Raw genomic sequence first — 14,077 nt, 5'->3', positions numbered from 1 at the left:
CGAAACGGATACCCAAACGGAGGGGGTCAAGGGGACAGCCGCACGCACCACAAGCCTGATCGCGCGGTTGATCCACATCGTGTGGCACGGTCCCCGGCGCGGCGTACCTGTCGTCTCCCGCCAGAGCGGGTGGTCGTAGGTTGGCACGGTGCAGTCCCTCGCCGCTCACCTTCGCACCCTGACCCTGGAGCAGCTCACCAGTCTGGTCGCGAATCGTCGCGACGCGGCCCTCGAGCCTGCACCGAAGACCGCCGACCAGCTCGCCGTACGGCTGCTTCACCCGTCGTCGATGGCGGCTGCCTGTGCGTTGCTCACCCTGCCGCAGCTTCAGGTGGGCGAGGCCGCCGCAGCGGTGGGCGACGGATGCACCACCGCGCGGCTGGCGACGCTGTTGGGCGTACCGGAGGGCGACGCGGACCTGGCCGCGGCACTGCGCCGTCTCACCGAGCTCGCCTTGATCTGGCCGTACGCCGACGGCTTCGCGGCGGCACATCTGAGCCCGATGTGGCCGCACCCGCTGAACCTCGGACCCGGCGCCGCGGAGCTGCTCGTCGCCCGGAGCATGAACGAGCTGCGCAGGCTGGCCAAGGTGTACGGCATCCCCGTGACGGGCCGCGGCAAGGACGAGTTGATCGTGGCGCTGGTCGGCTGGCTGGCGCGGCCGGAGAACGTGCGCCAGCTCGTGGCGCAGGCCCCTGCCGACGTTCGCGCCCGGCTCGCCGCGCTCGCCTTGCGGCCGGCACAGCCCTTCGGTGTGCGAGGGATCATGTTCGGCTCGGCGGGGGTTGCGCTGCCGTGGGCCACCGAGCGTGGTCTCGTCGTCGGCTCTGCATGGGGCGTCGAGGAGATGCCCCGCGAGGTCGCCCTCGCGCTGCGGGAGGGCTACGTCGCGCCGTTCGACCCGCAACCGCCGGCCATGCCTACCACCCAGGTCGAGACAAAGGACGCCGAACGGGAGGCCGCAGCCACCGCCTCGGAGACCCTCGACGCAATCACCGCGATCGTCCGAACCATGAGCGGCGGCGCGGTGCCCCTCCTCAAGACGGGCGGTCTCGGCGTACGCGAGCTCCGTCGGATCGCCAAGTCGTCCGGCCAGGACGAGGATCATGCCCGCCTGACCATCGAACTGCTCGCCGCGGGCGGCCTCACCGAGGCCTCGGACACCGGGTTGGCCCCGTCGGTGGCCTATGACGAGTTCGCCGCCGCCGAACCCGCGGACCAACTGCTGGACATCGTTGACACCTGGCTGACGATGCCCGCATGCCCGCTCGCCCCGGCCGACTCCACCGCGGTCTCCTCCCGTGCCCTCTACTGGGACGAGGGCGAGGAGATGACTTTGACGGGTCTGCGCGCCCTGACCTTGCGCACTCTCGCCGACGTCCTACCCGAAGGTCACGCCACCGAACCCGACACGCTCGCCGACCGGCTGGCCTGGCAGAGCCCTGTCCTGACCGACCAGGCCGACGAGGATCTGCAACGATACGTCACCGGCATCTGGCGGGAAGCCCACCAGCTCGGTCTGCTCGCCCACGGAACAGCGACCAGGCTCTGCCGTAGTCTGCTGACCGGTGACGCCGACGCGACTCATCGGCACGCTCAGGCCATGCTGCCCCGGTCCCGCGGCAAGGTCCTGTTGCAGAACGACCTCACCGCGGTGGTGACCGGCACCCCGTCGGCCAACCTGCTGGCTCTGCTGGACAGCGCGGCCACGCCCGAGTCCCGCAGCGGCGCCTGGACCTGGCGCTTCTCGCCGGCCAGCATCCGCGGCGCACTTGACGCCGGAAGCACCCCGGCGGATCTGCTGGCCCAGCTCACCGAGCTGGCCGAAGGCGGCCCCGTGCCGCAGACACTCACCTATTTGATCAACGACGTGGCGCGTCGATACGGCCGCGTTCAGGTACGCCCAGCCGGCTGCTGCCTGTGCAGCGACGACGAAACCCTGCTCACCGAAATCCTCAACACCCGCTCGCTGCAGGCCCTGCAGCTGGTCCGGCTCGCCCCGACCGTGCTCGCCAGCGCAAAATCGCAGGCCGAAACCCTGGCCGCACTGCGCGCCGCCGGCCACGCCCCGGCCGGCCTCCGCCTCGACGGCAGCGCAGCGATCGAGATTCCGCAACGACGCCGCGCCGATCCACTACCCACCGAGCCGGACAGCGGTGACATGTTCCCTCTGCCACGCCTGAGCGACCCGGCCGACGTCGCACGGACCTTGCTCGGCAACCGCTGACCTCGGCAAACACACCCGGCCGGCCGAGGCGCGTTGGAGCGCGATGATGTCTGTCGCGGCTTCCTCGACGACCGAAACTCCCGCTCGCCGCCGACGGCCCACTGGTCCTGTGGACGTGCCTCGATGGGGCGCGGATGCGCTCGGACGCACACCGGATCGGCTGGAGTTGGGCGTTGCGCGGCACACCGGCTCGCTCACGCGAGCAACTCAGCCTGCCTTTGGGAGATCACCTTCCGGTGCCCGCCTTCGGGAGTCGCGGGTCAGTTCTGGCCGGGGCTTGCTACGGGTAATCCTGCGGCCTTGGCGCATTCGAGCAGTCGCCGGTCGTAGGTGACGAAGGCGATGAGTGCTGTTCCGGACTCGTTGGTCAGAACCTGGGCGGTTGCGAGGTGGATGGCGTCGAGGCTGCGTAGCGTCGGCTCAGCGAACGCGGCTGCAGTCGCGCGGATCGTACTGTCGATCTCCAGTCGGAAGAGCCGCCCGACGGCCGCCGGCACTCCGATCAAGGCTTGCGGAGCTGATCGGCGCAATGCTCCGGGCACTTCCACCTCGACGAGAGCGGAGGAGACCAGCGGCACGTCGTCGTGGGTGTTGAGCCAGGAGACAAGGTCAGCAGTGCATGCCTCCTGCCGAACCAGCTTGACGACGGCGGCGGAATCGAGGTAGATCACCAGCGCTCCTCGTCTCGCATTCCGGCGAGCGTGGCGGCCACGTCCAAATCCTCGTCACCGAGCTTCGGTGGAAGCGGAACGGGACCGCCGCCGGTCGGGGCAACAGCCCTTCCCGCAGCTACGAGCTTGGCCAGCATCGACCGGTCGTCGCCTACCGGCACAAGTCGGGCGATCGGGTGCCCACGATCGGTGATCTCGACGGTCTCGCCGCCGCTCACCCGAGCCAACACCTGGCTCGTGTTCTGGTTCAGCTCCCGGACACCGATGCGTTCCATGGACAAGAGAGTAGAACTAAATGTTCTACCTTGCCAGCTGCTCGCGTGACCAGGGCTGCCTCCCCGCCCGGAACGGAACCGGCGGCACCAGGCAGAGGGCCACTGCGACTCCGGGCCGTTCAGTGAGCGGGCACAGCAACGAAGTAAGCAGTAGGCCCTTGATCGGTCGAGCGCCTGGCCGAGCCGCTTGAGCGCGTCGCGAGTGGGCGCCGACGACACCGTGTAGATCTCCACGATGATGGCGAACTGTGCGTGCCGAAGGATCTGCATCGCCATTCCGGGGATGCACGTCCAGGTCAGGCTCCACGGAGTGCGGAAGCCCTTCAGCTGGCCGCCCCCGGGTGGCGATGGGCTCGGTGGGCATGGTGATAGCGTCCGTCCGGGCGTCTGCGGCACGGGGCCGGGGCTGCGAGCGGTGACGCCAGGTCGTCGCCGGGTCGGGTGTGGTCAGCGGGACTGCTGAGATTGGTTGTGCCGCAGGGCTTCCTCAAGTTGGTCTTCGAGGATGATGATCCGTACGGCGGAGGCCATGTCGGTGCCCTGGTCGCACATCTCGCGGGCGCGGGCGGCCAGCCGCAGTTGGTATCGCGAGTAGCGGCGGTGGCCGCCGCCGGAGCGGTACGGGTCGATCAGTTTCGCCTCGCCGAGCCGGCGTAGAAAGTCCGGCGAGCAGCCGACGATTTCCGCCGCGCGGCCCATCGTGTAGGCCGGGTAATCCTCGTCGTCGAGCCTGTCATCCGGTTGTGCCATGCACACCTCCATCACGAGGGCCCCGGCGCCGTAGCGCCGGGGCCCAAGGGTTACGGGTCAGAAACACCATTCACCGACAGGAACGTCGGTGAGTCATATCCGCACCAGCCGCGCGAGTCGGCTTCGGGTGCGGGGATCGCATAAGCGTGACCGGAGACCACCTCTCGTTCGATGGAAACAACGGTGTCCGCGCCGAGCCCAGTCGATGCGGCCGACAGCGGGCGATCCAACGGTGTGTACAGCCCTCCCTCTCCTCTGACTTCCTCTACTTCTACTTGCTGTCCGCCGGTGTCGGAACCCCACGCGACTTCATGGCCCCAGACACGTGCGGCGGAACGGTTACTGCTAGCAGCGGAACCCTGAACTCTGACATCGGCCCCGCCACTTCGGTGCGCCCGGGAGCATGTCTCCCCCGGGTACTGCCGTACTGAACTTCCACTTCAACTACAAGGTGCTGTCGTTCAACTGCCTGGTACTTCTCGTGCTGAGCAGGGCCGTGTCGCTTGCTGGCCCTGCCCCCCTCGCCTCGTCGGGCGGTTTCGTCCGCGCCTTTGTTGTTCCTCTGCTCTCAACCTCAGAAAATATAACCGGTGACGGCGAGCATGTCTACTAACTCGCGCATAGATTCCGCCGAGTCGGTGCGGCGTGCCGGGGGACCGACCGGGTATGCGGGCCACGAACTGGCCGGGCTCGCCAGCGGCCGTGCACCGGACCATGTCGCCGTGATGGATGCCGCTTGGCTCGGCCGGGCGGTGCCGTTAGGGTTCCGTGGAATCTCGGGCTGTCGCAGGCCCGGCAGCGGGGAAGCGGCGAGGCAGGAGACGTCGAATGGCCCACTTCCGCAACACGAACCTGTTCAAGGAACGGCTCGCCCAGCTTGAGCAGGAAGCCCGCGAGCAAGGCGTCGTCTTCGTGCCGGCCGAAGCCGCGGACCTCCTCGTGGACCGGGTCACCGCGGTGGCCAGCCAGTTGGGCGTCACCGAGCGGACCGCGCTGCAGACATACATCACCCCGCAGGTCATCGCGCTGATGGCGAAGATCCTCGGCGCGCACGCCGCGACCTACCACGAGGTGATGACCGAAGCCGAACCAATGGCCCTCACCGTGCCGGACGCGGGGCGCGTGCTCGCCGCGCTCGGCATGGTGTGCAAGCTGGCCACCGAACAGATCGGCGAGGCACCTGCCGACGCCGCCGGAGTCCTCACCGACGCCGCCGACGCGATCGTCGGCATCAGCGCGCAGCTCAGAACCAACACCAGCAAGCAGCCCGTCACCGTCGGCGGCACCACGCTGGTGTACTCGCGCACCGTGCTCGTCCGCGCGATCGACGCGTTAGGCAGCGGCCAGTGGCAGTGCCCCTGCTCCGAGCCGCACTCACCCGCAGGCAGCCCCTGCTCCCTGATCGTGAACCTGAAGGCCGACCTCGCCGTCGTCGGCGGCTGGCCCGCTGGGGCCGATGAGCAGCCCGGAAACGAGCGGTAGACCTGCGCTCCCGCCCGCTTGCCGCTCTCGGCTTGGCCGCGTGAGCGGAACCCGGCTGGCCAGCCTGGGCGTTGCGGCAGGACGGTTCGACTTGCTGCTGGCGCCTGTTCCACTGACCAAGCCGCGCCGGTCGGCTGATCCAGTCGCCATCGCTACGCAGGATGAAAGTGGCTCACTGATCGAGCTTTACCGAACCCGACGACGCGCTTCTACGTGAAACCTCAGCGCATGGCAGCGGCACTTGAATAGGGCCGCCGGAACATCGAGCGACGTCCTCAATTCGGATGAGGATGAGGATGTGTGACGACAAGGTTGCTCGGATGGGTCGCCGCGTCCTAGGTGATCGAGAAGAGACGATCAACGGGGTCCACGACGGCGGCCAGCAACGCGCCGGGCACGAGGGCCGGGTCGTCGGCGCTGATCGTGTCTGCCTCGAACGTGGCGAACCCGGGCCCGCTGATACGCAGGTGAAGTTCCAGCCCAGGTTCCTCTCCGCCGAGGTGGTTCGCCACCGCGAGAATCTCCGCCGTCGCGGCGACACCAGCGGCGGATAGCCGACGCGCGTCGCGGCGCGAGCGGGTGACCAGCCGCCAGCCGAAGACGCCGAAACCGACACCGACGATCGTCACCAGTACGCCACCAGCGAGTAGGCCCCAGAAGTCTGCGGGCGACCGCAGTGGGTCTAGCGTCGCAGCGACGGCGAGCAGGACCGGTCCGGGCAGGCAGATGGCCAGGAACATCAGTCGGCAGAGTAGCGCGCCGACCGGACCGAGGCGCGCTTCCGCTTCCCGGGGGGTACTCGTCACCCTCGCACTGTAGTGCAGCTCCCATCGTGACTGACTGAGTCGTTCTTCGTCCTTAGTAGCGGGTCGCCTTCGACGCGGTGTAGGACGAGGAGGGCTTGGAGCCGCGCCCTCATCAATCCCTCGGTTCGCGCACCTGCTCTGAGCTGCGAGATCAGCTTGGAAAGGCTCATTCATCATGTGAAGGCGCTTCTCATGTGCCAGCAGGGGAAATCTGGTGAAGTACTGTCTTCCACTGGCCGATGTGGTACCTGTCGGGTTTCGCTGCGCGCCGAGCGATCCGGGGAAAGGTGACGATGGGCTACCGCCGCTGTGTCCGTCGTGCCGTCTGTTGGCTCTGGATCCGCAGCGGCTGCGGGCTCGGGTTTCAGCACAGGTCTCAGATGGGTGGGCAAGGCACGAGCGGATCGGTGCGGTGGTGGTCGTCGGCTGCTGACGACATCAATAAAAAGCAGCCGACGCGCGAGCGGCACACTGTCGGCTGAAGCAATTCACGGTTTCGGCAGCGGGTGGCGGTGGTCGTTTGTGACCCTGTCGGCGTGGGCACTGCAGGTGGGGGTGAGGCTGTCGAGTTGCGTGTGCACGGGGTGTCGGGCGCGTCGGCGGAGACGATTCTCGATCATCCGGTCGTGGTGCGCGTGGCCGGGGACCGGCATGCCGGGTTCTACCGGGTCCGGCCGGACAACGGCTCGGCCGGGGGTGCCACCGCCGGGGTGGCGGTCGAGGCGTACCGCTGGGGTGCTCTGACAGCTGGCGCGGCGGTTCGTACCGCCTCGATGCTGTTGCTGTTGCCGTTCATGCTGGGCAACGTCGCGATCTGGTTACGCCCGACGCCGACGGATCGGTTCGGTCTGCTCGGCGCGTTGTGTCGCCTGCTCGCCGGCTCCCTCACCGTGGCGTTCACGCTGGCGATCGTCGGCGTCACGGTGAACCTGGTGGGCTGGCAGTGCGTGCCGTACGTCGAGTGCCGCGCTGGCCGGTGGTACCTGTCCTGGCTCGCCGCGCTGCCGATGGGACCCCGCCTGGCAGTGCTGGCGCTGATCCCGCTGCTCGCGTTGCGCCTGTTCTGGGCGGTCGGTGCCCGGTCGGCGCGCGCTTTCGAGGGCTTCGGCGCGTCGTCGCCGCAGCCGCAGCCCTCGGAGATGACGGAGAGCCTCAGCACGCCGGGGTTCTGGGACGACGAGCGGGTGACCTCGTGGCTGCGTCACATCCACGTCGGGCTCGGTGCCGGCACGGTCGACGTGAGCCTGCTCGCCGGCGTCTCGGACGGCGGGCGGAACCTGGTCGGTTCGCTGCTGCTGGACGCCGCCACCGGCCTGGTGGCGTTCTGCGTGGTGCTGCTCTGCCTGCCCGTGCCAGCGGGGCGGCCGCGGGCCCGGCGCTTCCTGCGTCTGCTGTGGGCGATCGTCGCCGGGGTGACCGTCCTGAGCCTCGGATACGCCGCGCTCACCCGCGAGGTTCAGGCCGTGGTTGGGCAGTTGCCGAGCTTCGAGGGCAGCGCCGCCGGCCTCATCGCGGCGCAGGGCGTCCTGCTCGTGCTGATCGCCGCGCTCACGGTCGCGCGGCAGCGGACACACCCGGCCGGTACCCGCCCATTCCTGCGTGGGCTCGGCACGCCGGTCGTGGCGGCGTTGTCGGTCAGTGTCGCCTCCGCGTTCACCGCCACGCTGGTCTTCCGGGTCGCCGACCATCTCGACCGCGGTCGCATTCCCGATCCGATCCGGCCGAACCCACCGGCCCTCGGCCCGCTGGAGCCGCCGGTGGCGTACTGGTGGGCCGCGCTCGCCGGACTCACCGCCCTGTTGATCGTCACCGCGGCCGCCGCCATCACGCTGCTGGTCAGCCGCCGACGGCGGCGCGCCTACGCGCAACGCATCATCAAGCAGGACTATCCCCATGCCCCCACCGGCGCGGCATCCCGGCTCCATGTGGTCCGCGAGACCATCGCCAGATCCCACGTGGCCGAGGAACTGGGGCCCATGCTGGTCGCGTTCTTCGTGATCTCGTCGGTCGGCCTGGCCACCATCGCGCTCGACCTGATCGGAGTCGGTCCCACCCAGCTCGTCGCCGAGATCGGCGGGCAGCGCGACGGTGCTGCCGTGCTCGCCGCGTACGTCACCGACGTCGGGATCTGGATCATCAGCCTGCTTGTCATCGGGCTGCTGATCCTCGGCTTCCGCGCCTACCGATCGGCCGAAACCCGACGGCTCGTCGCGGTCCTGTGGGACCTGGGCACCTTCTGGCCGCGCACCGTCCACCCGTTCGCGCCCCCCTGCTACGCCGCCCGCGCCGTGCCCGAGTTGACCAAACGGGTGTCCGCGCTCGCCGCGCAGGGCCCCGTGGTCATCTCCGGACACAGTCACGGCTCCGTCCTGGCCGCAGCCACCGTCCTACAGCTACCACCCGACGCCCTGACCCGGGTCGCCCTGCTGACCCACGGCTGCCCGCTACACCGCATCTACGCCCGCCTCTACCCCGCCTACCTCGGCCAGCAGACCCTGTGCGACCTCGGCGAACGGCTCGACTGGCGCTGGCGCAACCTCTGGCGAGACACCGACCCCATCGGCGGACCCGTCTTCGACCACCACCACGACGCACAACCACCGTACGAGCCCCCGGCCGCCGAGGCGGTCGACGTCCGGCTACGCGACCCCCGCGCCGTGACCATCGACCCGGCCGACACCGTGCCACCACCGGTCGAACGCCACTGGCCATACCACACCCAACCGCCGTACCAGGCAGCCGTACAGCACCTCACCGACCAGATCAACCACCCCAGCACCTAACAGCACGAATCACCAGCGGCGCGCCTACCCGACGCCGACGCGACAGGCGACAGGCGACAGGCGACTCGACCGCACTGTTGTGGAATCAGCCGACATAGCCACTGTGGCAGCTTCGCCGACACCGGCGTGGCCCTGTGAGCTGACATGGTGGCGGGGGGATGGGCTATCAGGGGGCGCAGCAGCGGAGGCCGTCGCCCCGTCGCCCAACACCCATCCAGGCGCGCCCGCTGGTCGCAACTCCAGGTCGTCCTCCGGACCAGCTTTTCGTTTTCCCGGGCGGTGAGTACCGGGCGGCGCGCTGACGCTTGCCCGAGGCACCGAGGACCAACGAGCTTGACAGCTCATGGGCCCGGTGGTTGCCAGCGGCCGGAGCATCCACGCCTGCGACGCGACGCCCTGTTCCGATCTGCGGCAGACTGTGATCGATCGACCGCATTCGGTAGAGTGCGGGAGTTGACCGTCGGCGATGGCCGGGGGTCGGAAGGGTGCCGGATGACTCGACGGGGCGGGCGGTGGACGCGGGTCGCGCTGCGCCTCGGGCTGCTGCTCGGCGGGGTCGTCGTGGCCTGGGGCGCCCACGAGGCCGCCACCACCGGAGTCGCCCACGCCGCCGACCGTCCGCCGGCCGTGCCGGTGGACGCCGCCGTCGACCTGCTCACCAGCGTCCTCTGCCCGATCCTCGACACGGCGACTCCACCGCCAGCTGCCCCGGATATGCCTCCCGGCGAGACGGCCCCCGGCACCCCGCCGAGCGGAGCCGGCCCTCACCCGGCGCCGAGCCGTCCGCCGACCCGGCCCGCCGCTCGGCCGGCGAACCCGGTCACCCCACCGCCGGCCCGCCCCGTCCAGGTCGGCACGCCGAAACCCGCCGATGGCGCGGGCCGACCAGCCCCCCGGCCGGGCGGCGGGAAGGTGCTGGCACCGGTGGGTGATGCGCTCCGTCCGGTCACGGAGCCGGTCCGGGCCGGGGTGCTCACCCCGGTGGCCGACGCCCTGCGCCCGGTCACCGACCCGGTGCGGTCCGGCGTGCTCGCCCCGGTGGCCGACGCCCTGCGTCCGGTGATCCAGCCGCTCGCCCCGGTCCTCTCGCCCGTCTGGCGAGGGCTGAATCCGGTGCTCGAGCCGCTGGATCCCGTGCTCGAGACCCTCGACCCGGTGACGGACCTCCTGGACCCGCCGGCCACCGCACCCCCCGCGACGACGCCGCCGACCGGTCCGGTGGTCGGACCGGCCTGCACCGGGCCGTTCACCGGACCGGTCGCCGCACCGGCCAGGCCCGCCTCGAAACCGGCCCCCACCAGCATCCCGACGGACTGGCACACCACGGCACAGCTGTCGTCGCTGCCGCGCCTCGCCGGGGCGGACGGGCCGCACCCGCTGCGGCCGGACGCGGACTCCGCGCCAGCGACGCCCTTCCCTGGCACCAGTGGTTCCGGCGCGTCCGGCTCCGTCCACGGCAGCCCAGCCGACGCCCCCACGTCGGTGTGGACGCCGCCCAGCCTGGCCGGGCGCCGCTGCCACCCGACCGGCGACGACGCCCTCCCGTCCCGCTCGCCCCGACCGGGCACCCGGCCCGCCTGACCGGCGGGCCGTTTGCGTGCCGTCCGCGCGGCACCGGCGGCCTCTGCGTACCCGTATGCCTGACGGCCCCTGGTGGCCCGCGCCGGCCCGCGGCGGTCCCGCGACGACGCCGGCGTCCTTCCCGACGTACCCGATCACGATGGTGACCAGGAGTTACCCATGAACGTGAACATGCCCGTCGTCCGGGCCCGGTGGTGCGACATCGGCCGGATCGCCGATCTCGTCACCGACGCCCTCTCCCCCACCGCCCTCGGCGCCTGGCTCGTCCCCGACGAGCAGCAGCGGCCTACCGTTCTCGCCGCCGTGGCCCGGATCTGGACCGAACACGCGCTGCTCTTCGGCGACGCGTTCCTGCTCCCCGACGGCACGGCCGCTACCGTCTGGCTCCACCGCTACCGACCCATCCCACCCCCCGCCCGCTACGCCGACCGACTCGCCGACGCGTGCGGCGCACACCAGAACCGGTTCCTCCAGTTCGACCAGGCCCTCGCCGCGCGGCGGCCCACCGAGGCGCACAACCACCTGGCGCTGCTCGCCGCACCGGGATCGGGGGAGTCGGGCCGCGCCAAGGCGGTCCTCGCCGGAGCACAATCCTGGATGGACACGCTCAGCCTGCCGACGTACGCCGAGGTGTTCACCGACGCCGACCTCAACCTGTTCCGGCGGCACGGATACACCCAACGGGCCGCCTTCCCCGTCGGCGGCCACACCACACACGCGATGTGGCGGCTGCCGCCGTTCTGGACCGGCCGGTCCAGCCGCAACACCCGCTCACCGGCGCGGCGTCCGCTCGTCCTCGCCCGCAACAACCCGTCAACCCGGTGGGCGGTGCGCTGATCCACCCGGCCTGACCGGGGCGTCGTCGCCGCCGGGTCAGCGGGCCGCGGAAACGGCGCATCGCCGGTCGGCGACCCGACGCGAGGATCAGCAGCATGGACCCGATCACGGCGACCGACCGGAGCAGGGCGGTGGCCAGCGCTCGCATCGGTCCATGCCAGACACTGATCTAGGTACGTGCCCGAACGTGTCGGTGGCTCTGGTTTGTCGGCCTTGTGCCATCGCTGTCTCCGTTGTATTGAAGGGGCTGTGGCGGCAGGGTGCTCGTCGCGCCCTCGCCGCCGTGCACGGGCCGCCCTCGGCGGTGGTCAGCAGGTACAGCGGCGCAGGCACACCAGGTGGTGTACGGTCCGGACATGCTCAGCGCGAGCGGCGACACCACGCTGTTGCTGGCTGCCCTGATCACGGCCGAGCGGGTGCCCGAATTGCGGCACGCCGTCACCGCCGCCGCCGCTGCCGCCGGCCTCGCTGGAGAGGAGTTGGAGGACTTCGTGCTGGCCGTGAACGAGCTGACCACCAACGCCGTGCGCCACGGCGGCGGCAGCGGGCAGCTGACGCTGCGCCAACTCGGCGACCAGCTCACCTGCCAGGTCAGCGACCACGGTCCCGGCATAAGCGAGGACTTGCCCGCCCTACCCGAACCCACCCGACCCGGCCGCCGCGGCCTGTGGCTCGCCCAACACCTCACCACAGGACTCATGCTCGACAACACCCCAACCGGACTGACCGCCACCGTCACCACCACACTGCCCACGGGGACGGCGTCATGAGCAGGGACAAGCTGTGGCAGGCCCGCGCCGAGACCCACCCCGACCGCGCCGTGGTGACCCTGTCCGGAGAACTCGACCTCACCGCCGTCGACCAACTCCGCGACCTGCTCACCACCACCCTGCAGGCCAACCCCGTCCTCGACGTCGACCTGTCCCAGCTGACCTTCCTGGACTCGACAATCCTCAGCGTCCTCGTCACCGCCCACCACGACGCCACCGCTGCGGGCGGCACCCTGAACTTGATCAACCCCACCGGCCACGTCCGCAAAGTCCTCACCGTCACCGGCATCCTGCCCCTGCTCGAACCCGACGACACCACAGAAGCCAGCCCGTCCCGCGGCACCTGACATGCGGCTGGGACGGCTCGCGCGGCCCGTCCTCCGCCTAGGGCAGGCCGCAGGTCAGCGAGCTCCACCGCAGCCGTCACGCCAACTGCACGCAGGACGTCCGTTTGTCGGTGCGTTGCGCGTAAGGAGTTCACAGATCAGGCGATCTCCACCCGCGGGTAGCGGTCCGGGGCGTTTCTCAGGAATGCCGCGATTGCGGTCAGGGACAAGGGCCGTGGGAGGGGGTGCCGGTCTGGGATGGTGCGCAAGGCGCGCTGGTAGCCGAAGAAGGTGTATGGGTCGTTGGGGTACCGGCCGGGTGAGACGCCGGCGAATGCACCGGCGACCCGGGCCCGCTGTAGAAGCTCGCGCCATTGTTCGACGGTCGCGATTCCGACGGAGTCGACGCCGTGGCAGAACAGCGCCAGATGCAGGTAATCGTAGTCGTCGCCGCTATCGAGGTAGCGGCGCAGGCCAGCGAGTGATGGCTGGACCGGAAAGGCCGTCCAGTACGGCACACTGCCGGTGAGCAGCGTCCACCGGGGGTCGAACAGTATGAATGAGTCGATCAGTAACCGGTTGGCTGGCAGGGTCCGTTGCCGGTACCACCAGCGGTAGAGGTCTGCGATCAGCGGGCTGAGGTCCTCGGGCTGGTCGAACACCAGCCGGGCCGTCTGGAAGCCGTGGCGGTCGGCATAGGCGGTGATGTCGTCGCGGAGTGCCGGCTCGAAGCCCCATTCCGCTTCCGGGCTCTTGGCATCGGCCGGGGGCGCCTGCCATCGGGAGCCCGCGGCACCATAGCGACGCAGGTAGTCCGCCACCCGCAGGCCGCCGTCGCGATATTCCTCGGCCGGCATGCCGCCGACCGCGCCCAACTGAAACAGATGGCGTTCACCGATGCGGGTGGTGGGCCACCGTTGGCCGCATTCGGCGATCAGGACGGTGCCGCCCGGTTCGAGGACGTCGGTGATGAACTTCTCGTACGCGGGCCCCAGCCGGGTGCGTTTGACCCGGAAGTACGCCATCCGGCGCAGGGTGAGGCGATCCTGGTTCGGGTCGTGCATGTGGTGCAGCACCAGAGCGGGATTGCGATCGAGCAAGGCGCGGGCGGTGCGGTCGAACGCGTGCGCCGCGCGCATCGGGTCATCCGGTGGGACGTGCTGCTGGCGTACGGGGAGCAGCAGCGTCTGTGGCAGCCAGGGCACGCCCATCGCGGCGCAGAGGTGGGTCAGCGCGCCGTTGGAGGATCCGATCACCACCGCCGGGTAGCGGCGGCGCGGATAGAGACCGGCTACCGCGGCGGCGACGGCATCGGCGTCGATCCGAGCGATGTCCGCCTCGGGGCGGCCCTCAGCCCCGCTGAACACGCTGTAGATCCACTGGCGGGTGGTCACCGGCAGTCGGGCCGCCACGGCGGCGGCAGGCCGCAATGCCCGGAAGGCCGGCTTGCCCAGCGGCGGCGTGTCCCGGCCGTGCAGGAACCGGGCCAACGCCACCACCATCGCGGACGCGGAGTCGAAGCCGGCGACCTCCCGCGGCAGCCCCATGGCCACCTCCGGCCGAATCATG

At 70.3% G+C, this 14,077-nt stretch carries 12 protein-coding genes; 7 read left to right on the top strand and 5 right to left on the bottom strand.

The genetic code is table 11. The annotated features are described in order from the left end of the window. Positions 1-148 precede the first annotated feature (148 nt). On the top strand, positions 149-2,227 hold the full coding sequence (locus tag ACFYM6_RS02300) for a helicase-associated domain-containing protein (protein WP_387271423.1): 2,079 nt from the start codon (positions 149-151) through the stop codon (positions 2,225-2,227). A gap of 260 nt (positions 2,228-2,487) precedes the next feature. Here ACFYM6_RS02300 and ACFYM6_RS02295 read toward each other — a convergent pair whose 3' ends face one another. From ACFYM6_RS02295 to ACFYM6_RS02285, 3 genes are all read right to left on the bottom strand, one after another. Beyond that, positions 2,488-2,898 carry a type II toxin-antitoxin system VapC family toxin gene (locus ACFYM6_RS02295; protein WP_387271421.1) on the bottom strand — a complete coding sequence of 137 codons (411 nt, stop codon included), beginning with the start codon at positions 2,896-2,898 and terminating at the stop codon, positions 2,488-2,490. Then, the gene (locus tag ACFYM6_RS02290) at positions 2,895-3,173 is read right to left on the bottom strand and encodes a type II toxin-antitoxin system Phd/YefM family antitoxin (protein ID WP_387271419.1); all 279 of its coding nucleotides are present in this window, start codon (positions 3,171-3,173) and stop codon (positions 2,895-2,897) included. Before ACFYM6_RS02290 ends, ACFYM6_RS02295 begins: the two co-directional genes overlap by 4 nt. A 447-nt stretch (positions 3,174-3,620) precedes the next feature. Then, a complete protein-coding gene (locus tag ACFYM6_RS02285) occupies positions 3,621-3,923 on the bottom strand; it encodes a MerR family transcriptional regulator (protein WP_387271417.1) in 303 nt (100 codons plus the stop codon). An 828-nt stretch (positions 3,924-4,751) separates the two neighbouring features. Here ACFYM6_RS02285 and ACFYM6_RS02280 point away from each other — a divergent pair. After that, positions 4,752-5,405, top strand: a complete 654-nt coding sequence (locus ACFYM6_RS02280; RefSeq protein WP_387271415.1) for a hypothetical protein — start codon at positions 4,752-4,754, stop codon at positions 5,403-5,405. Positions 5,406-5,740: 335 nt separating this feature from the next. Here ACFYM6_RS02280 and ACFYM6_RS02275 read toward each other — a convergent pair whose 3' ends face one another. After that, positions 5,741-6,211 (bottom strand): hypothetical protein, encoded by a 471-nt coding sequence (locus tag ACFYM6_RS02275; RefSeq protein ID WP_387271413.1) that lies wholly within the window; start codon positions 6,209-6,211, stop codon positions 5,741-5,743. A 626-nt stretch (positions 6,212-6,837) separates the two neighbouring features. Here ACFYM6_RS02275 and ACFYM6_RS02270 point away from each other — a divergent pair. The 5 genes from ACFYM6_RS02270 (at position 6,838) to ACFYM6_RS02250 (ending at position 12,529) form a co-directional block, all read left to right on the top strand. Continuing rightward, positions 6,838-8,994 carry a hypothetical protein gene (locus ACFYM6_RS02270; protein ID WP_387271411.1) on the top strand — a complete coding sequence of 719 codons (2,157 nt, stop codon included), beginning with the start codon at positions 6,838-6,840 and terminating at the stop codon, positions 8,992-8,994. A 492-nt stretch (positions 8,995-9,486) separates the two neighbouring features. Continuing rightward, a complete protein-coding gene (locus tag ACFYM6_RS02265; protein WP_387271409.1) occupies positions 9,487-10,575 on the top strand; it encodes a hypothetical protein in 1,089 nt (362 codons plus the stop codon). A 159-nt stretch (positions 10,576-10,734) separates the two neighbouring features. Continuing rightward, on the top strand, positions 10,735-11,412 hold the full coding sequence (locus ACFYM6_RS02260; protein WP_387271407.1) for a hypothetical protein: 678 nt from the start codon (positions 10,735-10,737) through the stop codon (positions 11,410-11,412). 356 nt (positions 11,413-11,768) lie between these two features. Next, a complete protein-coding gene (locus tag ACFYM6_RS02255) occupies positions 11,769-12,182 on the top strand; it encodes an ATP-binding protein (protein ID WP_387271405.1) in 414 nt (137 codons plus the stop codon). Next, positions 12,179-12,529 (top strand): STAS domain-containing protein, encoded by a 351-nt coding sequence (locus tag ACFYM6_RS02250; RefSeq protein ID WP_387271403.1) that lies wholly within the window; start codon positions 12,179-12,181, stop codon positions 12,527-12,529. Before ACFYM6_RS02255 ends, ACFYM6_RS02250 begins: the two co-directional genes overlap by 4 nt. 137 nt (positions 12,530-12,666) lie before the next feature. On the opposite strand, the gene ACFYM6_RS02245 is transcribed toward ACFYM6_RS02250, so the two are convergent. Further along, positions 12,667-14,061, bottom strand: coding sequence for a hypothetical protein (locus ACFYM6_RS02245; RefSeq protein WP_387271401.1), 1,395 nt, complete (start codon positions 14,059-14,061; stop codon positions 12,667-12,669). Between the last annotated feature and the right edge of the window lie 16 nt (positions 14,062-14,077).

The organism is Micromonospora sp. NPDC006431 (assembly GCF_042870725.1).
In the GTDB taxonomy this organism is placed as follows: Bacteria; Actinomycetota; Actinomycetes; order Mycobacteriales; family Micromonosporaceae; genus Micromonospora.
Note: the sequence above shows the minus strand (reverse complement) of the source record. Positions and strands in the feature narration are given on the sequence as shown.

Bases quoted from the DNA above. Each gene is read 5' to 3' on its own strand.
- ACFYM6_RS02290 (WP_387271419.1), bottom strand. From the start codon at position 3,173: ATGGAACGCATCGGTGTCCGGGAGCTGAACCAGAACACGAGCCAGGTG.
- ACFYM6_RS02285 (WP_387271417.1), bottom strand. From the start codon at position 3,923: ATGGCACAACCGGATGACAGGCTCGACGACGAGGATTACCCGGCCTAC.
- ACFYM6_RS02280 (WP_387271415.1), top strand. From the start codon at position 4,752: ATGGCCCACTTCCGCAACACGAACCTGTTCAAGGAACGGCTCGCCCAG.
- ACFYM6_RS02265 (WP_387271409.1), top strand. From the start codon at position 9,487: ATGACTCGACGGGGCGGGCGGTGGACGCGGGTCGCGCTGCGCCTCGGG.
- ACFYM6_RS02260 (WP_387271407.1), top strand. From the start codon at position 10,735: ATGAACGTGAACATGCCCGTCGTCCGGGCCCGGTGGTGCGACATCGGC.
- ACFYM6_RS02255 (WP_387271405.1), top strand. From the start codon at position 11,769: ATGCTCAGCGCGAGCGGCGACACCACGCTGTTGCTGGCTGCCCTGATC.
- ACFYM6_RS02250 (WP_387271403.1), top strand. From the start codon at position 12,179: ATGAGCAGGGACAAGCTGTGGCAGGCCCGCGCCGAGACCCACCCCGAC.